18 protein-coding genes are annotated in these 19,369 nt (G+C 60.9%); 12 read left to right on the top strand and 6 right to left on the bottom strand.

From position 1 onward, the window contains the following. Positions 1-4 precede the first annotated feature (4 nt). The 4 genes from VGG22_09550 to VGG22_09535 all read left to right on the top strand — a co-directional run bounded on the left by VGG22_09550 (position 5) and on the right by VGG22_09535 (position 4,190). The gene (locus VGG22_09550) at positions 5-985 is read left to right on the top strand and encodes a quinone oxidoreductase (protein HEY1728605.1); all 981 of its coding nucleotides are present in this window, start codon (positions 5-7) and stop codon (positions 983-985) included. Positions 986-1,015: 30 nt separating this feature from the next. Further along, positions 1,016-2,116, top strand: coding sequence for a PHB depolymerase family esterase (locus VGG22_09545; GenBank protein ID HEY1728604.1), 1,101 nt, complete (start codon positions 1,016-1,018; stop codon positions 2,114-2,116). A gap of 155 nt (positions 2,117-2,271) precedes the next feature. Further along, on the top strand, positions 2,272-3,051 hold the full coding sequence (locus VGG22_09540) for a tryptophan 2,3-dioxygenase family protein (protein ID HEY1728603.1): 780 nt from the start codon (positions 2,272-2,274) through the stop codon (positions 3,049-3,051). After that, positions 3,048-4,190, top strand: a complete 1,143-nt coding sequence (locus tag VGG22_09535) for an aminotransferase class V-fold PLP-dependent enzyme (GenBank protein ID HEY1728602.1) — start codon at positions 3,048-3,050, stop codon at positions 4,188-4,190. The genes VGG22_09540 and VGG22_09535 overlap by 4 nt, the downstream gene beginning before the upstream one ends. Here VGG22_09535 and VGG22_09530 read toward each other — a convergent pair whose 3' ends face one another. From VGG22_09530 to VGG22_09520, 3 genes are read right to left on the bottom strand one after another with little or no spacing between them, the layout of a single operon-like run. After that, a complete protein-coding gene (locus VGG22_09530; protein ID HEY1728601.1) occupies positions 4,191-6,149 on the bottom strand; it encodes a S9 family peptidase in 1,959 nt (652 codons plus the stop codon). A gap of 23 nt (positions 6,150-6,172) precedes the next feature. Further along, the gene (locus VGG22_09525) at positions 6,173-7,555 is read right to left on the bottom strand and encodes a pitrilysin family protein (protein ID HEY1728600.1); all 1,383 of its coding nucleotides are present in this window, start codon (positions 7,553-7,555) and stop codon (positions 6,173-6,175) included. Beyond that, complete coding sequence (locus VGG22_09520; GenBank protein ID HEY1728599.1) at positions 7,552-8,844, bottom strand: pitrilysin family protein; 1,293 nt, start codon at positions 8,842-8,844, stop codon at positions 7,552-7,554. Before VGG22_09520 ends, VGG22_09525 begins: the two co-directional genes overlap by 4 nt. 184 nt (positions 8,845-9,028) lie before the next feature. Between VGG22_09520 and VGG22_09515 the strand changes: the two genes are divergently transcribed. Beyond that, complete coding sequence (locus tag VGG22_09515; GenBank protein ID HEY1728598.1) at positions 9,029-9,595, top strand: hypothetical protein; 567 nt, start codon at positions 9,029-9,031, stop codon at positions 9,593-9,595. Further along, complete coding sequence (locus VGG22_09510) at positions 9,592-10,848, top strand: hypothetical protein (protein HEY1728597.1); 1,257 nt, start codon at positions 9,592-9,594, stop codon at positions 10,846-10,848. Before VGG22_09515 ends, VGG22_09510 begins: the two co-directional genes overlap by 4 nt. Before the next feature lies 1 nt (position 10,849). Here VGG22_09510 and VGG22_09505 read toward each other — a convergent pair whose 3' ends face one another. Next, positions 10,850-11,824 carry an aldo/keto reductase family protein gene (locus VGG22_09505; GenBank protein ID HEY1728596.1) on the bottom strand — a complete coding sequence of 325 codons (975 nt, stop codon included), beginning with the start codon at positions 11,822-11,824 and terminating at the stop codon, positions 10,850-10,852. Between the two features lie 40 nt (positions 11,825-11,864). Here VGG22_09505 and VGG22_09500 point away from each other — a divergent pair, with 40 nt between their 5' ends. Then, entirely contained in the window at positions 11,865-12,404 is a 540-nt protein-coding gene (locus tag VGG22_09500) for a GNAT family N-acetyltransferase (protein HEY1728595.1), read from the top strand. Beyond that, positions 12,401-13,252, top strand: coding sequence for a GNAT family N-acetyltransferase (locus tag VGG22_09495; protein ID HEY1728594.1), 852 nt, complete (start codon positions 12,401-12,403; stop codon positions 13,250-13,252). Before VGG22_09500 ends, VGG22_09495 begins: the two co-directional genes overlap by 4 nt. Here the strand turns inward: VGG22_09495 and VGG22_09490 are convergent. Together VGG22_09490 and VGG22_09485 are read right to left on the bottom strand one after the other, a co-directional pair. Continuing rightward, positions 13,249-13,998, bottom strand: coding sequence for a hypothetical protein (locus VGG22_09490; GenBank protein HEY1728593.1), 750 nt, complete (start codon positions 13,996-13,998; stop codon positions 13,249-13,251). The two genes, VGG22_09495 and VGG22_09490, sit on opposite strands and share 4 nt — an antisense overlap. A gap of 142 nt (positions 13,999-14,140) precedes the next feature. Continuing rightward, entirely contained in the window at positions 14,141-14,395 is a 255-nt protein-coding gene (locus tag VGG22_09485; GenBank protein ID HEY1728592.1) for a hypothetical protein, read from the bottom strand. A 21-nt stretch (positions 14,396-14,416) separates the two neighbouring features. Between VGG22_09485 and VGG22_09480 the strand changes: the two genes are divergently transcribed. The 4 genes from VGG22_09480 (at position 14,417) to VGG22_09465 (ending at position 19,361) form a co-directional block, all read left to right on the top strand. Then, positions 14,417-14,773 carry a PhzF family phenazine biosynthesis isomerase gene (locus tag VGG22_09480; GenBank protein ID HEY1728591.1) on the top strand — a complete coding sequence of 119 codons (357 nt, stop codon included), beginning with the start codon at positions 14,417-14,419 and terminating at the stop codon, positions 14,771-14,773. Beyond that, positions 14,734-15,294, top strand: a complete 561-nt coding sequence (locus tag VGG22_09475; protein HEY1728590.1) for a PhzF family phenazine biosynthesis isomerase — start codon at positions 14,734-14,736, stop codon at positions 15,292-15,294. Before VGG22_09480 ends, VGG22_09475 begins: the two co-directional genes overlap by 40 nt. A 7-nt stretch (positions 15,295-15,301) precedes the next feature. Beyond that, positions 15,302-16,180, top strand: a complete 879-nt coding sequence (locus VGG22_09470) for an NAD(P)-dependent oxidoreductase (protein HEY1728589.1) — start codon at positions 15,302-15,304, stop codon at positions 16,178-16,180. Positions 16,181-16,253: 73 nt separating this feature from the next. After that, positions 16,254-19,361: an error-prone DNA polymerase gene (locus tag VGG22_09465; GenBank protein HEY1728588.1), complete on the top strand. Its 3,108-nt coding sequence runs from the start codon at positions 16,254-16,256 to the stop codon at positions 19,359-19,361. The last annotated feature ends 8 nt before the right edge of the window (positions 19,362-19,369 follow it).

Raw genomic sequence — 19,369 nt, 5'->3', positions numbered from 1 at the left:
CATTTTGAACGCGATCGTCATCGAAAAGGTCGGCGGCCCCGAGGTTTTGACGTTCAAGGACGTCCCCAAGCCGACGCCGCTGGCGGGCGAAGCGCTGATCAAGATCGGTGCAGCCGGCATCAATTACATCGACACGTACTTCCGCTCCGGGATGTACAAGAAAGACGTTCCGTTTACGGCCGGGCAGGAAGGCGCCGGGACGATCGAAGCCGTCGGCGAGGGTACGGACCTCGCGAAAGAGGGCATGAAGATCGGCGACCGCGTTGTCTTCGTGTTCTTCGCGGGGACTTATGCTGAATATGCCGTCGTGCCGGTCGAAAAGCTCATCCCGATTCCGAACGGCGTCTCATTCCCCGATGCGTGCGTTGCGATGGTGCAGGGCATGACGGCGCACTACTTGAGCGTCGACACCTATCCGATTAAGGAAGGTGATACGGTCCTAATCCACGCTGCCGCCGGCGGCGTCGGACAATTGCTCGTGCAAATGGCAAAGATGCGCGGCGCGCGCGTGATCGGCACGGTCGGCAGCGATGCGAAAGCAAGACTTGCACGCGGCGACGGCGCCGACGACACGATCGACTATACGAAGCAAGACTTCGAAGTCGAAGTCAAACGCATCACGAACAATGCGGGCGTACCTGTTGTGTACGACGGCGTCGGAAAGACGACGTTCGATAAGGGACTCAATTGTCTCTCGCCCCGCGGCTATATGGTTCTCTTCGGTGCATCGAGCGGAGCGGTACCGCCGTTCAACTTGGCGGAGCTTGCGCCGAAAGGCTCGCTCTATATCACGCGCCCGACAATCGTGAACTACACGCGCACGCGCAAAGAACTCCTATGGCGCGCGGGCGAGGTCCTGAACATGATCAAGGACGGAAAACTCAAGATCCGTCACGGCGGCGAGTACAAGCTTGCCGACGCCGAGCGCGCGCATCGCGATCTCGAGGCCCGCAAGACCACCGGTAAGCTGATCCTCACGCCATAAAAAAGCGCGGGACGGGGTACATTGCCGGACATGACGTTCCGGCGCTTCCTCGTCCCGCTCGGTCTTCTTATGCTCGCCGCTTGCTCGTCGGGCAGCGGGAGCAACAACACGAATCTTCCGGTCGCAAACGCGCCGCAACTCTCGACGCAATCGCTCACACAAGCGGCGGAAACGTCAGGCGTCACGTCGTTACCTAGTTTCCGAATCGATCCGGGCAAAGTGTTCGTCGCCGGCATTTCGTCCGGCGGCTTTTTCGCCGTGCAAATGCAGGTTGCACACTCGGCGACTTTCAAAGGCGCCGCCGTTTACGCGGGTGGTGTCTACTACTGCGCACAGAACAGCGTCGCGATCGCGCTCGCCGCGTGCGGCGGTGAAGGTCTGTACGCCGGCACCCTGACTGAATCCGAAGCTTATCTCGATCTGGCTTCGTCGCAAGGCCTGATCGACAACAAATCCAACCTCGCCGGCCAGCCCGTCTATCTTTGGTCCGGAGCCAACGACACCGTCGTTAATCCGAAAGAGATGAACGATCTGCAAACCGAGTACGAACACTACGGCGCGCGTCCCATCGTCTACGACAGCAGCTATCCGGCCGAGCACGGCTGGGAATCGCCCGAAGGTTCGCTTGCGTGCGGGACGCTCGGCGAGCCGTATATGATCGCCTGCGATCGTGGCTCACGCGTGTATGACTCCGAGCAAACGTGGCTGCAAATGTTTTTCGGACGGCTGTCGCCGCGCAATAACGGAACGCTTCGCGGTCAGCTCGTTCAATTCAACCAAAGCGAATTTGGCGCAACCGCGAGCAACTCGATGGACACGACCGGTTACGTCTACGTTCCGCGTTCATGCGCGCAGGGACAACGCTGCGGACTCGTGGTCGCATTTCACGGCTGCTTGCAAACGCAAGCCGACATCGGAAACAAGTACGCAACCGAGAGCGGTATCGATCCGTGGGCCGATTCAAACGGTATCATCGTGCTGTATCCGTACGCGATCAAATCCGCGACCGTGCCGTACAACCCGCAAGGCTGCTGGGATTGGTGGGGCTACGACGACCCGAACTATTCGGTGAAGTCCGGTACGCAGATCTCGATTGTGTACAAGATGATCCAACGTCTCATGGGTCAATAGCGCGGACGCGGTGACATTTCCGAGCCGGGGCTCTGAGGCGCGCCCGGAGCCAGGATGGCGAGAGGGCGCGCGAAGGCAGTAGCGTTTTGCCAGGAGTGGCAAAACGCGGGCGTCCCGGCGAGGGAATGTCGCCGTGTCCGCGCTAGTCCTGATGAGTGAACGCTAAGTTGACCTACGGCTCGTATCTCAACATTGATGACCTTCTCGCGTTGCAGCGTCCGCAATCGGAACCCGTGCATCACGACGAGATGCTCTTCATCATCATCCATCAGGTGTACGAGCTGTGGTTCAAGCAGATGCTGCACGAAGTCGAAGCCGTCGTACACTACCTAGACGCGAACGATCCGCTCAAAGCGACGCGTGCCTTCGGACGCATTCATGCCGTGCAGCGCGTCATCGAGCAACAGGTCGACGTCCTCGAAACAATGACGCCGCATGAATTCAACGCCTTCCGAAATCTTCTCAATCCGGCCAGCGGCTTTCAATCCGTGCAATTTCGTGAGCTCGAATTCTTGTGCGGCGTCGGCAAGACGGCGTATCTCGAGCTTCTCGAACAAAACGATACCGAACGTCAGCGCCTCGAACAGCGCTTGAACTCACCGACCGTCTACGACGCGCTCAAAAGTTTTCTCGCGCGGCGCGGCTACAAGACCGGCGACCACGACGCGTTGATCGAGACGTTTCGCAAAATCTACGACGGCGCCGATCAGCACGTCGACCTTTACATGTTGCTCGAGGCATTTATCGAGTTCGACGAACGTTTCTTGTTATGGCGCGGCCGGCACATTCGCATGGTCGAGCGCATGATCGGGTTCAAGCCCGGGACCGGTGGCTCGATGGGCGTACGCTATCTGGAGACGACTCTACAGAAGAAATTCTTTCCGGAGCTTTGGGAGGTTCGCACCGTACTCGGAACGGAGGTCTCCACGCAATGATCGCTCTGGGTCAGCCGCGTCTACGCGAACGGTTCGCCGAGCTCGACTCGTGCACGTATCTGATCAGCCATTCGATGGGCGCAGCTCCGCTCGCAGCACGGGACGCGCTCGTCGCCTTTTGGGATGATTGGTCGCACGACGGACCTGAAGCGTGGGAACGCTGGCTTCCGGCAATCGACGACGTCGCGGATGGCATCGGCAAGATCATCGGCGCGCCCGCGGGCAGCGTCGGGCTTGCACCCAACGTCTCATCGCTGCAAGAGACGCTGGCATCCGCGCTCCAGTTCGAGGACAAGCGCAACGTCGTCGTCTACGAAGCGCTGCAATTTCCGTCGCTGATATACGTTTGGGATGCGTGGCGCCGCCGCGGTGCAGTCCCGCGCTGCGTTCCGACTGACGACGGCCGTACGATTCCGACCCAGCGTATCATCGATGCGATCGACGAGCAGACGCGCGTCGTCGTCCTTTCGCACGCGTACTTCCAATCCGGCTCCGTCGTTGACGTCGCGCCGATCGCAAAACGCGCGCGTGACCTGGGCGCTCTGGTCGTGCTCGACATTTATCAAACCGCCGGCATCATTCCGGTCGACGTGCGCGCACTCGGCGTCGACGTTGCGGTCGGCGGCAGTCACAAATGGCTATGCGGGGGTCCCGGATGCGGCTACATTTACGTACGTCCGGAGCTGCGCTCGAATTTCGATCCGACGGCGACCGGATGGATGGCGCACGCCTCGCCGTTCGCCTTCGAACCGCCACCGATGCGTTATGCCGACGGCATGAAACGTTTCGGAAACGGAACTCCGAGCGTGCAAGCCTATCTGCAAGCGCGTGCCGGACATCAACTGATCGCCGAAGTCGGTCAGCCTGCGGTTCGCGCGCACAACCTCGCGCTCACCGAGCTGATCCTTGCCGAAGCCGACGCTCGCCGCATCGAAACGCCAACGCCGCGCGACCCGTCGCGCCGCACCGGATGGATCGGTCTTGCCGTCGAGCGCGGAGACGAGCTCGTTCAAGAACTCGGCCGGCGCCGCATCTTCGTCGACTACCGGCCGGGCTGTGGAATTCGTGTCGGCCCGCACTTCTACACGTCGGCCGACGAGATTCACGCGTTTTTCCGCGCGCTCGACGAGTTGCGCTAGCTACTTCATGTAGCGGTCGACCCACTCGAGCGTTACACGATTGTAGCCTTCGATGTGGACGGGATCGCGCGGGAAGTGAAAGGCGTTCGGAATCGCGACGAAGCTGACCGGTACGCCTTGGTCCGCAAGCGCGTGATAGAGCTGATACGAACCGACGACGGGTGCTTGATCGTCAGCGGTGCCGGAGATCAGGCGCGTCGGCGTCTTGATGTCGCGCACGTACGTGATCGGCGAGCCGTCACGGTATAGCTGCGCGTTCTGCGGATTCCACGGTGAGCCACCAAGCGAATCTCGGGTCCAGGCCAGATTTCCGGTCGCAGAAAGATCGTACGCTTCGACCCAATCGAACACACCGTCGCCGATGACGGCACTGCGCCACTTCTGATAGTGTCCGATCATCCACGCGGTCATGTAACCACCGTACGAATGTCCCGTGACCGCCTCGCGCGACGTATCGACGATCCCAAGTTTTTCGACCGCCTCGACGCCCGCGATAACGTCACGGCCCGGACCGACGCCCGGGTCCTTGTAGATCGCATGCTCGTGCGCCGTACCCAGATTGTCGCTGCCGCGATAGTCGGGCTCGAATACGAGATAGCCGCGTGACGCGAAGAGCTGTCGCAAATCTTCCCATGCGAGAACGCTCGCCGCTTCCGGACCACCGTGAATGCGAAGAACGAGCGGATACTTCTTGCCGGGCTGATAGCCAACGGGATACGTCAGAATTCCATCGCTGCGTTCGCCGTCGGATGCTTTAAAGGTGACCTCTTCGCTGCGGCCGAGATCGAGTACCGCAACCGCTGCGTTGATATTGGTGAGCGTGCGCGGTACGGCTGTGACGCTGTTCATCACGTAAATCTCGGGAGGAACGTCGGTTGCGCTCGCAATCATCGCGATCTTGCCGTCGTTTGAGATGCTCAGATCGACAGGATTAAGTCGCCCGAGCGGAAGCCTGCGTGGCGTACCCTTCGGCAGTTGCAGCAGGTAAAGCGCACGATCGATGCCGTCGTTCGCGGTCAGTAACATTCGCTTGCCGGAGAGCCACCACGCGCCCGTCACGTCGTGATCGAATGTTTGCGTGACGTCGTCGTTGGCTGCACCTTCGGCGACGTACACGTCAAGCACGCTAACCGGTCCGGGTCCGTGCGGATACAGATAGGTGATCGCATGACCTTCTGGCGCGAACTGCGGCTCGTATTCATACGTCGTGCGCGAATCAAGTTTCGCGATCTTTCCGGTGCGCACGTCGACTTCGGCGATCGACGTTCGGTCCGAGTCTGAATCGTACGCATTCGCCTGCATCGTGAATGTAATGCCGCGCCCGTCTGGGGACCACGACGGATCGGTCGCCGCACCGACGAATGGCGGATCGGCTTCCAAATAGCTCCACGAGCCTTGCGTAAGACGCCGCGCTGCTCCGCCTTGAGCGCTGATGATCCAAATGTGCGATGGACGCGACTCGTACTTTTGCAAGAACCCGACATCGTGGACTTCCCACAAATCGTCGTGACGTTTCGCGGCAACCGGATCGCTCGGACCGTCTTCCGTGACGTATGCGATCAGCGTGCCTTTCGGATTCCAGGAAAATTGCTCAACGTCTTTGGCGGCATGCGTAATCTGCCGGGGCGTTCCGCCTGCGGCCGGGATCGCGAAAACCTGCTCGACACGATGTGCGCCGCTTGCGATATATGCGATCTCTGCATTCGCAGGCGACCACTGCAGCGACTTTAGCTCATCGAGCTTCATCAGGAGCGAACGGACTGCTCCGCCGCTCGTCGGCACGATCGAGAGCGTTCGCACGAAACGATCGTGCTGATAGTCGCCGATCGAGCGCACGAATGCGACTTGCTTTCCGTCCGGCGAGATACTGACGTCGGAGAGATGCACGAATTTGTGCAAACTCTCGAGCGTGACGGGCGCGGCGTTGACCGCTGTCGCGCACAATACCAGGGATCCCAAAATCAGCAGGCTACGAAATCTTATCACAACCCCTCGAGATCTAGATCTGCGGCCGGAATGACTCGCACTTCGTCGGCGAATGTCCCGAGCTCCCTCGCGTAACTACCCGTGTCGCCGACGAGCACGATCGTCGGATCGGGAATGACGTGGTCTTGCGCGAATCGTCTGACGTCATCGGCGTCGATTGCAAGAATGCTGTCCGAGTATCGCTCCAGCTCATCAAGTGGAATGCCGTAAAGCGCAAACTCGGCGAGAGCGCCGATCAGGCCTTCGCTGGTCTCGATCGAACGGTTCCAACCACCGAGCATCGATGCCTTACGCGTCCCCAGCTCGCGCTCGTCCGGCGGATTGCTCGCGAGCGACTCGATCGTGTCGAGCACGACGCGAACCGCTTCGATCGCACGTTTGTGATCGACTAACGTTGAGGCCACGAACTGTCCGCTTTCGCGACGCCAAATCATCGATGCGCCCGCACCATAGGAAAGCCCGCGCTTGACGCGGACTTCCTGGTTCAGCCGTCCTGAATATCCCGAGAACATCGCGCTCGTCACTGCACCCGCATAATATGCGGGATGATTGCGCGGAAGCCCGGGGCGCGTAACAATCACTGCCGTTCTGCCCGCATCCGGTTTGTCGATCGCGACGACGCGCCGCTTTGCCGGCGGTTGCGGCACGGCCGCGAGATCGCGGAGCGGATGCCGATCGGTATGCCAATCGCCAAACATCTTCTCGGCCAGCGCGAATGCGTCGTCGATGCTGATGTCGCCGCCAAGCAACAAGGTACCGTGCTCCGGTCGAAACGCGTGTTGATGAAAGGCCGCTATGTCGTCGCGCGTCAAGGCTTCGAGTGAACGCGGCGTCCCTGCAACCGGATGTCCGTACGGCGAATCGCCGCCGATCAAACGCCCCGCTGCCAGACGCGCCAGTGATGAAGGCGAGCTGTACGCCAAACGCAGATCGGAAAGCGAGCGCGTACGCGCGCGCTCGAATTCGTCGTGCAGAAACGTCGGCTCGCGGACAGTTTCCGTAAGCAACGCGAAGGCTTGCGGGAAGACGGCTGTCGTCGAACCGGCGCCGGCGCTGTTCGCGTCGTAACCCGCCGAGCGATCGAGCCGTGCGCCGATCGCATCGATGGCAAGATCCAGCTCGAGTGCACTGTGTCGTGCCGTTCCCTGCCGCATGAGCGTTGAGGTCATCGCGGCAACGCCCGGCAACTTGACGGGATCATTCGCGGCGCCTCGATCGACCATCAAGACCGAGGAGATCAGCGGAATGTGCAGGCTTTGGCGCAGTTCACCACGCGAAAACGCAATCACGCGCAAGCCGCTTGCAAGACGGATCTCGCGCGAATGTGGCAGCGGAACGTTACGCGGCGGCCCCGCTTGGGGCATCCCGGATGCGATCACGCGCCAACCGCCAGATATTCGATCGTCGAACGATTTTTCGCAACGAACGTTTGGGAGGCGACTGCACGAACCGATTCGGCGTCGACCGCGTTGTAGCGCGCGACGTCGTCGTCGAGGAGATGCGCCGAACCGCGCACGACCGCGGAACGCACGATCGTTTGGGCGATCTCGTTGTAGGTCGAGAGCCCGCGCACCGTCCCCGAATACATCTGCACCTTGGCTTTTTCGAGCTCCGCGGCGTCAGCCGGGTTCGATGTGATCAGCGCGACCTGCTCTTCGATCAACGACTCGACGCGTGTAAGCTCGACTCCGGTTGCCGCGATTGCGCGAATCGTGAACATCCCGGGATCCTCATTCCAATCCGCGCCGGCCCACACGTTCGTCGCAGCCTGGTGTTCGTAGACGAGCGCACGATAGAGCCGCGAGCTTTTTCCTGTACCGAGCAACGTTTCGATAATGTCGAGAACCGGCATTTCTGCATCGCGCGCGCGTCCGATATGCCAGCTCACATTGAACGCCGGAAGCGGCGCGTTCGTCGATTGATACGAGAGCCGCCGCTCGCCTCCGGATGCCGGTTCGAGCGTCGTCACGCGAGGAATCTCTGCTTTCGGCCGCTCGAGCGTGCCGAAATACTCGTCGATCCATTTGTCGACGATGTCGCTGTCGAAATCACCGACGACGACCAGCGTCGCATTGTCGGGACGATAGTAGGTCGCGTGAAACGCGCGTACGTCTTCGAGCGTCGCGGCGCGTAAATTCTCCGGATCGCCGATGACGCCGCGTCCGTACGGATGAACGAGATATGCTTCGCGTGCCGCAAGCTCGCCCAGCATGCCATACGGCTCGGCCAAAACGCGCTGATCGTATTCGCTGATGACGACTTCGCGTTCGGTCTGAAAGTTCGCCGCGTCGACGATCAATCCGGAAAGCCGGTCGGCCTCCGCCCATAGGATCGTCTCGAGATAATTCGAGGGAATGACTTCGTAGTAGTTGGTGTAGTCTTCGGTCGTGAACGCGTTGTTGAAGCCGCCGACGTCTTCGGTGAGACGATCGATTGTCTCAGCTCCGGTGCGCTTCGTCCCTTTGAACATGAGATGTTCGAAGAGATGCGCGAAGCCCGAACGTCCGGGCGGATCGTCTTTGCCACCAACGCTGTACGCGATGTTGACGGCAGCCGTCGCAGAGCGGTGATCCTCGAGCGTAATCGCTCGTAAACCGTTCGGTAACACGCGCTCGCGAAAGGGCAGAGGGTCGAGGTGCAGGCGCTCGGCCGTGGGGGAGCTGGGCACCTCCCCGGATGCGCCCTTCGACTTGGCAACGCCTTGGCGGTGGAGAACCCTTGACATCGAACATATGTTCGATTATTCTGGGCCTCCCATGGCTAGCTCAGCAGCCTTTGCTGCCCTTCGGGACGCCCTGGATAGCCGGTATCAACCGGCGTCCGCGGGGGCGTTTGAGCTAGCCGGCGGGTCCATGCTTGAGAGCGGCCTTCTTCATTTTCCGAAGGGGGCGATCTCGACGCTTGAGGGCGCGGCCAGCTCCGGCCGCAGTGCGCTCGCCGCGAGGGTCCTAGCGGATGCGACTGCGGATGGCGGAGCTGGTGCGCTCGTCGAGTGGCGCGAGGATCCGAACGGCTTTTTCTTTCCGCCCTCGCTCGAGACAGCCGGGGTCGCACTCGAGCGCCTTGTGATCGTGCGCGCGAACGAACCCCTCGACGTCGTCCGTGCCGCCGATATTCTGCTGCGCTCGTCCGCCTTTAACGTCATCGTGATTCCGGCCGTTCCCTCGCGTGCGGCGGCCTGGTCGCGCCTTGCAAATCTCGCACACCGCGCCGGTGTGGTGCTGCTCGCCGTCGGCACGCAAGCTTGTGACGAGCTGCGTTATTTTGCATCGCTGCGCATCGAATGCACGCTCGAGAGCATCGACTGGGCCGGAGCACCCGGCCCGTTTCGCAAGCTCTGTGGTTACGACGTGTGCACGCAGGTCTGCAAGCACAAGCGCGCGATTCCAACCGGCCGCGGGCGCGCCCGGGTCGGATGATTCTATGCGTTCGCGTAACGGCAGAAGCCGAAGCGCGATGGGAAGCAATCCTCGATGCGCTCGACGCCGTCTCGCCGCTCGTCGAAGACGGCGGAACTGCGGCCTTCTGCGAGATGCGCGGTATTGCGGGCGACCCCATTCGTTGGCTGCATACGGTGACGCACATCCTGACGTCGCTGGGGATTCCGTTCGCGCTGGGTATCGGTCCGAATCGTTTCGTTGCGAGCGTTGCCGCACGCGGGAAACGCACCTGCGCGCGGGGTGAAGAAGCGGATTTCGTCGCGCGGATGCCGCTCGAGGTTTTGCCGATCGATCCGCACACGTGCGAACGTCTGCGATTGCTCGGCGTGCGTACGCTTGGCGAGCTGGCGGCGCTTCCGCACGGTCCGTTCGTGCGCCGTTTCGGTCCGGAGGCTGCACACTGGCACGCGCTCGCACGCGGCATCGACAACGTACCATTGATCCCGCGGCCGCGCCGTATGACGATCGAACGTACGCTTTTCGGTGAAGGCAGTGCCGCCAGCGAAGAAGCCTTGCTCTTCGCGTTGCGCTCGCTGGTTGCACGCATCGTCGACGATCTCGTCGTGCTCGGTCAACGTGCCGCCGAGCTCGTCCTCGGCTTACAATGCGAAGACGGCGCGGTGCACGAGATTCGCATTCGGATCGCGCATCCGACCGCGCGCGAAGGAATGCTCTTTGATTTGACACGCGCGCATCTTGAAGGTGTGCGTCTCGAAGCGCCGGTCGAAGGCTTGCGGCTGCGCATCGAACGGATGGAATCCGGAGGAACGCCGCTCAGCTTGTTCAGCACGCAAGATCCCGATGCCGAAGCCATCGAGCTTGCGCTCGCGCGCATCGAGGCTGCACTCGGCGAAGGCGCGGTGCTGCGCGCATTTTCCGTCGATGGGTATCGTCCGGAAAAGCAGGTCATCTACGAGCGATTTTCGGCGAGCATGATGACCGAACGTCACAGCAAACGCGAAGCAAAACCTAAGCCACCCGAGCCAACCATGCAGCTGCGTGTCTTCAAACCGCGCTCGATCGACTTGGTCATGCAAGCCGGTGTGCCGCGTTTCGCCGGGACGCCGCCACAAACGATCGTCGATTACGCCGGACCATGGCGCACGGTCGAAGATTGGTGGTCGAACACGCCGCTGACGCGTGACGACTACGACATCATGCTCGACGACGGGACGCTCTATCGGATCGCCCGTCGCAACCAGGGTTGGTACTTACTCGGTGTCTACGATTGAATTACGACATGTACGGCGCGTCGATCGCGACCGGACGCAACGCCGCATCGAACTGCGCCATCACGCTTGGATCGACGCGAAGCCCCGCAGCTTTGACGTTCTCGTCGACGTGTGACGGTTTGGTTGCGCCGACGATCACGGCTGAAATCTCGGGGCGGCGCAAACACCACGCCAGCGCAAGCTGACCGACGGTGACGCCGGCACCTTCGGCGATCGCTTTCGCACGTTGTACCGCGTCGAGTACCGGCTGCGTGAAGTAGTCCTCCATCATTCCGGCCGCAGGTCCGGCGGCACGCGAACCTTCGGGCAGAGTTTTCACCGACGTGTATTTTCCGGTGAGAATCCCTTGCGCGAGCGGCGACCACACGACATTACCGAGACCATACTGCGCGCACACCGGCAAGACACTGCGTTCGATACGGCGCCACAGCGCGCTGTATTGGGGTTGATTGCTGACCGGTTCGGCCCATCCCATCGCGCGGCACAAACGCACCGCAGCACCGATTTGATCGGCGCTCCATTCGGAGACGCCCCAATAGAGAATCTTTCCCGCACGAACCAGATCGTTCATGGCCGCGCAGGTCTCTTCGAGCGGCGTCGTCGCGTCGTAGCGGTGGCATTGATAGAGATCGACGTACTCAACGCCGAGACGCCGCAGCGAGAGATGGGCTTGCTCCATGATGTGCTTGCGTGAGAGACCACGATCGTTGGGACCGTCGCCCATCGGAAAATAAACCTTCGTCGCAAGAACGATGCTGTCGCGCCGGAATCCGGCGATGCCGCGACCGACGATTTCTTCGGCCACTCCGCGTGCGTAGACGTTTGCCGTGTCGAAAAATGTGATGCCCAGCTCGTACGCGCGCTGAATACAAGCGCGTGCGCCGTCTTCTTCAACGCTTCCGCCGTACGTCAACCATGAGCCCAGGCCGACGGCTGAAACTTTCGTTCCCCAGCGTCCGATATTGCGATATTCCATACAATGCTTCTTCTACGGCGTGCAGAAAGAACCTCAGCCGATGACCCCTTTGATCGAAACGCCGCGGATGCGCTTACGCTCGTGGACGCAAGCAGACTTCGACCCATGGGCGCGGCTCAACGCCGATCCAAGAGTAATGGAATTTTTCTTGCGCACGTACGATCGCGATGAGTCCGTAGCATCCGCTCAGTTGATACAAGTCGAGCTGGAGCACGACGGCTACGGTTGGTTCGTCGCGGAAGTGAAAGACCGGTTTCCATTTGCGGGCGTGATCGCGTTGCAAGACATTCCGTTCCAGGCGAAGTTTACGCCCGCGTACGAGATCGGATGGCGTTTTCTGCCGGAAGCGTGGGGATACGGCTACGCAACGGAAGGCGCGCGAGCTGCGCTCGATTTGGCGTTCAACCGGCTAGGCTGGCGCGAAGTCGTCGCGATGACCGCAAAGATCAACCTGCGCTCGCAGCGCGTTATGGAACGCCTCGGAATGACGTACGACCCAACCGCAGATTTCGAGCACCCGAAAATTCCCGAAGGCCATCGTCTGCGGCCGCACGTTCTGTACCGCATCGCACGCGGGTGATTCGCCGCCTCGGTCCCTCCGACGAAAGCGCGGTGCAATCGTTCCTCGGCCCGCGATTGCAAAGCTCGTTCATCCTGGTTGCGAATCTCGTCGCCGACGGATTTCTATACGAAGGCAAGCCGTATCAAGGTGTCTACGTCGGTGCCTTCGACGGTGACACGCTCGCCGGCGTCGTCGCGCACTATTGGAACAACTATCTCATCTTTCAAGCGCCGCGCCATGCAGCGGAGCTCGGCGCGGCGGCGCTTCGTGAAAGCTCGCGATCCTGCGAGGGTTTGGTCGGTCCATGGGATCAGATCAACGAAGCGCGTAAGGCACTTGGATTTGCCGAGCGGCCCACGCGCTACAACAGCAAAGAGGTTCTCTACGCAGTCGAGCTCGCATACGTGCAGACGCCCGAAGGGTTGAATTCCGGCGAGGTGCGTTGCCGGCGCGCACGGTCCGAGGATCTTGCGGTCCTTACGGATTTCGCCGTCGCCGAAAACACGGAGAACTTCGGAGATACCGATACTTCGGAGCTGCGGACGAGACTCCGCGATGGGCTCGAACGCGATATGGCCGAGCACATACTATTCGTTCTCGAGATGGACGAGAACATCGTCGCAAAATCGTCGTTTCACGGAATCGCAAACGGCGCAGTCCAGATCGGCGGCGTTTATACGCCGCCCGAACGGCGTGGGCGAGGCTATGCACGCAGCGTCGTCGCCGGCTCACTCTTGATGGCGCGCGAAGCCGGCGAGAGCAAAGCGTTCCTCTTCACGAGTGAGACGAACGCTGCCGCCCAGCGTGCGTACGAAGCGCTGGGCTTCCGTCCGGCCGGCGACTACGGAATCGTTCTCTTTCGCTAGTTGAAGTGTTTGAAGCCGGCTAGCTGAATAACGTAGGTGCGATGCACCGGCGCATAACGTACGCTATACGTTGTCGGATAGTACCCGGGATAGCTGTACTTCGAGGGCGTCGGGATGTGAAACGTCACGTTCGGATGCGACAAGAGGAACTTGCGCGTGATCATCGGTTCGAGAAAAGTCAACCGGCCGTTGTAGTAACCGTAGATGAACGTCGCGGTAAACGGCTTGCCGTGAAACTCGGGCGAGGCCGGGTTAATAGCGTGCACGCCCATCTGATCCGATGCGGTCATCGGCACAACTTCGTATCCGGGCGGAATGATCGTTGCGTTGGTGACGCGGGCCGCGGGATCTTTCTCCTGCTTCGGAAAGGCGACCGCGAGCTGGTGCTTGCGATCGATCATATAGAAATGGAAATCGAAGTGCGGAACCGTGTAGATACCCGGCGGAATATGGCCGTGCGGATTCCAATCGATCGCGACGTGATCGATACCGGTATTCGGTCCGGGCGGCATCGGAACCAGATACTCCCACTCGCCCTCTTTCTTATCGTTCGGCGGCAGCCCCATAAGCGCGCCCTCATCGAGCACGAGGGAGAGCGACGTCGGTATGTTGTTGGAATCGGTGAGAAGCACCAGGCGTGCCGTCCCGTTCCCAAGCGGCGTTACGGGACCGCTATACGAGTTCGCACTTTGCGCAACGCCCGTGCAAAGCAAGGCTGTCAACACTACGAGAGAAATCCGTTTCATGCGCCCTCCTATTCTTCGCCATCGAAGTAATCGAGTGGTTCCGATCGTATCCGCATTCGCTTCGGCAAGGAGATACTCCATTTTTTGCTGTCCGGATAATACGAAAATTCACCGAATGGATTGTCCGCGACGACGAAGACCACTAAATCCGCGCTACCGCCCGGCCCGAGATGACCTGATAGAACTCCCACTGCTGGCTGTGCAGATGATACACGTACGGCGTTTGACCAGGCTCGACGCGTAAGATCTCGACGTCGAATGGATGACGCTTCATGACGTCGGTCGAGGCCGGATCGCGCCCGAGCGCCTCCGAGATCTCCTTGCCGGCGCCTTTGAAGCGTCCTTTGGGTGAGTCCCACTTGATCTCTTCAATATTACGAACGTTGACTTTGCGCATTTTTGCCTCCAGGATGTGGGCGTGAACTACGAGGTCATACAGGTCGACGCATTCGCCTCGAAACCGCTCGAAGGGAATCCCTGCGCGGTCCTTCCCGATGCGCGCGGCCTGGACGATGCGCTGATGCAACGCATCGCGCGCGAGATGAATCTTTCCGAGACGGCCTATGTCTTTCCGGGCGAGCGTGCCGATTTTCGCGTGCGGTACTTCACGCCGTACTCCGAGATCCCGATGGCAGGGCATCCGACGGTGGCAACCGTGCACACCCTCTGCGAGCTCGGCATCATCGGCGAAGACCGCGCAAGCATCACGCTCGAGAGCCGGCCGGAATCGTCCCGGTGCGGATCGAGCGCGAACATGCTAGGAGGCGTTACGTGATGCGTCAGCTCGCGCCAAAGTATTTACGCAAGTATCCGCGCGAGCTCTTTGCAAAGGCACTCGATCTCGGCGAAGACGATTTTCTCGACGAACATCCCCTACCGCAAACCGTCTCGACCGGTACGCCGCAGTTGATGATCGCGCTGCGCGACACCGAAGCGCTCGCGCGGGCGCGGGCCGATGTGCGCAAACTTTTTAGCGACGTCGACGGCAAGGACTACTTCAGCGTGCATGTCTTCGCGCGCGAAACCGGCGGTGACGTAGCCGTCGTCTCACGGCACTTCGCCGATTTTGGGGGCATCGTCGAAGACCCGTTCACCGGCTCGGCGAGCGGCGGGATGGCTGCATATTGCGCGCACTACGGTTTGATCGAGGAGCGCAGCTATAAGATCGCGCAAGGCGATCATGTCGGGCGCCCGGGGCGCGGGTACATCAGCGTCATCGGAAACGGCGATGCAATCGAAGCCGTCGAGGTCGGCGGTGAAGCAGTAACGGTTCTACGCGGAACGCTTAGCTTGTGAGGTGGATATGAAGATCGGATTCATTGGTCTGGGAACGATGGGGCTCGGCATGGCGCAATGTTTGCTCGCGGCCGGCCACAGCGTCGTTGGCTACAATCGCACCGCCTCGCGCGGCGAACCACTCAAAGCCAAAGGCGGTACGCTCGCGGCGACACCGCAAGCAGCAGCCGCCGGCGCCGACGTTGTGATCACGATGCTCAGTGACGATCCCGCCGTCGAGGAAGTATTGCTCGGCGAGCGTGGTGTGATGCGCGCCGCTAAGAAAGGTGCGCTCTTCATCGACTCGAGCACGGTGACGCCCGGGATGTCGCGACGCTGCGCGCAGGAAGCCAAGCAAAACGGTCTGCGCTTTCTCGACGCGCCGGTGACCGGCAGCCGTAACGAAGCTGCTAACGGCAAGCTTGTCTTCATCGTCGGCGGCGAGAAAAGCGATTATGACGCAGCTTCTCCGCTGTTCGACGTGATGGGCCAAGCGCGTTTCTATTTCGGACCCGCAGGCTCGGGTGCGACCGTCAAGTTGTGCAACAACGCGATCTCGGCGACGCTCACGACCGCCATGGCCGAGAGCGCGACGCTCGTAAAAGCCTCGGGAGTCGATCAGAAAGCTGCGCTCGAGTTTTTGAGCGAGCACGGCGCCTTCGCATGCCGTCTCTCACGCAACAAGCTGCCCAAAATGTTCAACAGCGATTTCTCGCCGAACTTTCAGCTCAAGCTCATGGCAAAGGACGTCCGCTACTTCCTTGCACTTGCGAACGAATTCCACCGCACGACGCCGGCGATCGCAACCGTTAGTGGTGTCCTCAACGACGCGCAAGCGCAGTACGGCAACGAAGACATCGCCGCCGTACACGCCTACTATCTAGATTCGGAGAAAGTCGCGACTTAGACAGCGCAGCGCTCGCTCCGATCTTTCACAAGGCCTTGACGTATCGAACATATGTTCGATACCATGACCGCCCATGTCCTCGCTGGCGGCTTACGCCGAGCTGCATGCCTGGTCAAACTTCACTTTCCTCGAGGGGGGGTCGCACCCCGAGGAGATGGCTGAGCGTGCGCGCGCCCTCGGGTTGGCCGGCCTGGCCCTGACCGATCGTGACGGGGTCTATGGCACGGTTCGCTTTGCGAAGCATGCCGGGATAGTCGGGATCCCCGCCATCTGCGGCGCCGAGCTGACGCTGGAAGATGGCGCGCGGCTCGTGCTCTTGGCCGAGAGCGAACGCGGCTACGCGAATCTCGCGCACGCGATCTCGACCGCGCAACTGCGCGGACGCAAGCGTGACGCGCGCTTGCGCCTGGACGATCTCGACGGTAAGACGGATGGACTCGTCGCGCTCTCCGGCGGTCCACACGGACTTTGCGAACGCGCGCTGCAGGCCGGTGACGAACGCAGCGCACTCGAGACCGGCGCGCGCTTGCGCGACCTGTTTCCGGGCGCATTTTATTGCGAGCTGCAACATCATCTGCGTCCCCAAGACGGCGTGCTTGCGCAAGGGATGATTCGCATCTCCGAACAGCTCGGCGTCCCATACGTCGCCACCAACGGCGTCGCGTATGCGATGAAAGACGACGCACTGCTCGCGGACGTACTGGTCTGCATCAAGCACAAAAAAGTGTTGCAGACGGCCGGAACGCTGTTGCGTCCCAATCACGAGCATTATTTGAAAAGCGCCGCACAGATGGCGCATCTCTTTGCGGCGTATCCGCGCGCGATCGCGGCCACGCTCGAAATCGCGCAGCGTTGCCGCTTCCGGCTTACGAAGCTGACCGGACAATTTCCGCATTTTCCCGTTCCTGAAGAAGAAGGCACGCGGCACAACTACTTGCGCACGCTCGTTTTTCGCGGTGCAGCCGTCCGCTATGGAACTCCGCTCGCGCCGAAAGTCGAACGCCAGCTCGAGTACGAGCTCGGCATGATCGCGCGAATGGATCTGGCCGGCTATTTCTTGATCGTGTGGGACATCGTGCGCGCGGCGGAAGAGTTGCGCGTTTTGTGCCAAGGCCGCGGCTCGGCAGCAAATTCTGCAGTCTGTTATGCGCTCGGCATCACCGCCGTCGATCCGGTCGGCATGGAGTTGCTCTTCGAGCGCTTTCTCTCCGAAGAACGCGGCGAGATTCCGGATATCGACATCGACTTTGCGCACCAAGACCGCGAGAAGATCATTCAATATGTCTACGAACGCTACGGTCGCGCGCACGCCGCGATGACCGCCGAAGTCATCACCTATCACGAGCGCTCGGCGATCCGCGACCTCGGAAAAGCATTGGGACTGACGCTCGAGCAAGTCGAGAACGTCGCGCGTGAATACGACGCGCAAGAAGCGCTCGACGGCGCGACATCGATCGTCGAACCGGAAATCCAAACGTTGATGAACACGTTCTGCCGGCGCATCGACGGCTTTCCGCGCCATATGGGCATTCATTCGGGCGGCATGGTGATCACACGCGATCCGCTAGTGTGCGTCGCACCGGTCGAATGGGCAACGATGCGCGACCGCACGATCGTGCAATGGGATAAAGACGATCTGCAAGAGCTCGGCCTGATCAAGATCGACTTGCTGGGGCTCGGCATGCTTTCGCTCTTACGCGAAGCCTTCGAACAATATTGCAACGCCTACCCCGAGCGCGCATCGCTTTCGCTTGCGACGATCCCGGCCGACGACACGGCGACCTTCGAGATGCTCCAACGCGCCGATTCGATCGGCGTCTTTCAGGTCGAATCGCGCGCGCAGCAATCGATGCTCCCGCGTCTGAAACCGAAGCGTTTTTACGATATCGTCATTCAGGTCGCGATCATTCGCCCGGGGCCGATTCAAGGTGACATGATCCATCCGTTCTTGCGGCGCCGCAGCGGCATGGAGCCGGTCAGCTATCCGCATCCCAAGCTCAAGCCGATCTTGGAACGAACCCTCGGCGTTCCGCTTTTTCAAGAACAAGGGATGCGCATGGCGATCGAAGCCGCGGGCTTCACGCCGGGGCAAGCCGATCAATTACGCCGCGCCATGGGACACAAACGCTCGCATGCGCGCATGGCCGAGATATATCCGAGGCTTGTCGGCGGTATGGTCGCTAACGGCATCGACAAAGAGGCCGCCGAGCAGCTGTTCCACATGCTCGAAGGCTTTGCCGACTACGGTTTCCCTGAATCGCACGCCGCCAGCTTTGCGCTGCTTGCGTACGCATCGGCGTACCTCAAATGTCACGAGCCCGCGATCTTTCTGACCGCGATCCTCAACGTGCAGCCGATGGGATTCTATTCGACCGAAGTGCTGGTCAACGACGCACGCCGGCATGGCGTTACCGTCAAACCCGTCGAGGTTAACGCCAGCCGTTGGTGGAGTTCCCTCGAGCCGGACGGTGCGGTACGGCTCGGTTTTCACATCGTGCGCGGTCTGGGCGAAGGACAAAAGAAAGCGCTCGAGGCTGCGCTTGCCCGCGGCGCGTTCGGTAACATCGTCGAGTTCGCGCGCCGCACGCAGCTCTCGCGTGAAGTGCTCGAGAATCTGGCTGCGTCCGGTGCATTTGCACCGTGGTTTTCGGCACGACGCGAAGCAATGTGGGCGCTGCGTGGACTCGACGAGCGTGAAGCGCGCGGTGAGCTTGGGCGTGGAATGGAAGTCGTCGAGCCGCAGCCGCAGCTGCGCGAGCTCGCGCCGCTCGAGCGCACACGCTTCGATATTTATTCCCTCGGTCTTACGACCGGACCACAACCGATCGCGCACTTTCGTGCAGCGCTCGATCGCGCCGGCGTCCTCGCGGCAAACCGGTTAGAAGCGATGCCGAACAATCTCGTCTGCAAAGTCGGGGGGATGGTGATCACACGCCAACGCCCGGGCACCGCCAAAGGCTTTGTTTTTCTCACGCTCGAGGATGAGACGGGGCTCGTCAACGTCATCGTGCGTCCCGACGTTTTCGAGCGTTATCGACGGCCGATCAAGCTTTCGCAGGCACTCATCGTCGAGGGCAAACTGCAAAAAGAATCGGGCTGTACCGATCTGCTCGCACGCCGTTTTTGGCCACTCGATACGGAGGGAACGACCGACAAGGTGCGTGCTCGAAACTTCCATTAGCGTTTATA

It is taken from the genome of Candidatus Baltobacteraceae bacterium (genome assembly GCA_036489885.1).
GTDB lineage: Bacteria > Vulcanimicrobiota > Vulcanimicrobiia > Vulcanimicrobiales > Vulcanimicrobiaceae > JAFAMS01.
Note: the sequence above shows the minus strand (reverse complement) of the source record. Positions and strands in the feature narration are given on the sequence as shown.

What these genes read in the sequence shown, in the direction of transcription:
- VGG22_09545 (HEY1728604.1), top strand. Translation starts at nt 1,016, where the DNA reads ATGACGTTCCGGCGCTTCCTCGTCCCGCTCGGTCTTCTTATGCTCGCC.
- VGG22_09535 (HEY1728602.1), top strand. Translation starts at nt 3,048, where the DNA reads ATGATCGCTCTGGGTCAGCCGCGTCTACGCGAACGGTTCGCCGAGCTC.
- VGG22_09515 (HEY1728598.1), top strand. Translation starts at nt 9,029, where the DNA reads ATGCTTGAGAGCGGCCTTCTTCATTTTCCGAAGGGGGCGATCTCGACG.
- VGG22_09510 (HEY1728597.1), top strand. Translation starts at nt 9,592, where the DNA reads ATGATTCTATGCGTTCGCGTAACGGCAGAAGCCGAAGCGCGATGGGAA.
- VGG22_09505 (HEY1728596.1), bottom strand. Translation starts at nt 11,824, where the DNA reads ATGGAATATCGCAATATCGGACGCTGGGGAACGAAAGTTTCAGCCGTC.
- VGG22_09500 (HEY1728595.1), top strand. Translation starts at nt 11,865, where the DNA reads ATGACCCCTTTGATCGAAACGCCGCGGATGCGCTTACGCTCGTGGACG.
- VGG22_09490 (HEY1728593.1), bottom strand. Translation starts at nt 13,998, where the DNA reads ATGAAACGGATTTCTCTCGTAGTGTTGACAGCCTTGCTTTGCACGGGC.
- VGG22_09485 (HEY1728592.1), bottom strand. Translation starts at nt 14,395, where the DNA reads ATGCGCAAAGTCAACGTTCGTAATATTGAAGAGATCAAGTGGGACTCA.
- VGG22_09470 (HEY1728589.1), top strand. Translation starts at nt 15,302, where the DNA reads ATGAAGATCGGATTCATTGGTCTGGGAACGATGGGGCTCGGCATGGCG.
- VGG22_09465 (HEY1728588.1), top strand. Translation starts at nt 16,254, where the DNA reads ATGTCCTCGCTGGCGGCTTACGCCGAGCTGCATGCCTGGTCAAACTTC.